The organism is Pseudomonas sp. SIMBA_067 (assembly GCF_046534675.1).
Taxonomy (GTDB): domain Bacteria; phylum Pseudomonadota; class Gammaproteobacteria; order Pseudomonadales; family Pseudomonadaceae; genus Aquipseudomonas; species Aquipseudomonas putida.
This window is the reverse complement of the sequence record NZ_JAWRYH010001289.1, coordinates 1-238: the sequence shown is the minus strand read 5'-3', so window position 1 is coordinate 238 and position 238 is coordinate 1. Positions and strand designations below refer to the sequence as shown.

At 56.7% G+C, this 238-nt stretch carries 1 protein-coding gene; it reads left to right on the top strand.

Going from position 1 to position 238, the window contains the following annotated elements; all coding sequences use genetic code 11:
• On the top strand, positions 1 to 238 hold a 238-nt coding region (locus tag SB765_RS33470; RefSeq protein WP_410933015.1), incomplete at both ends, for a pseudouridine synthase.

Sequence of the window (238 nt, the reverse complement as noted above, 5' to 3'; positions counted from 1 at the left end):
CTGGAGATACTCTATCAGGATGAGTGGCTGGTTGCCGTCAACAAGCCCAGCGGCTGGCTGGTTCATCGCAGCTGGCTGGATCGCCATGAAACGGTGTTTGTGATGCAGACCGTTCGTGATCAGATTGGGCAGCATGTGTTTACGGCGCATCGTCTCGACAAGCCCACGTCAGGGGTACTGCTGATGGGGCTCTCCAGTGAAGTCGGACGTCTGCTTTCCCTGCAGTTTGAACAGCACC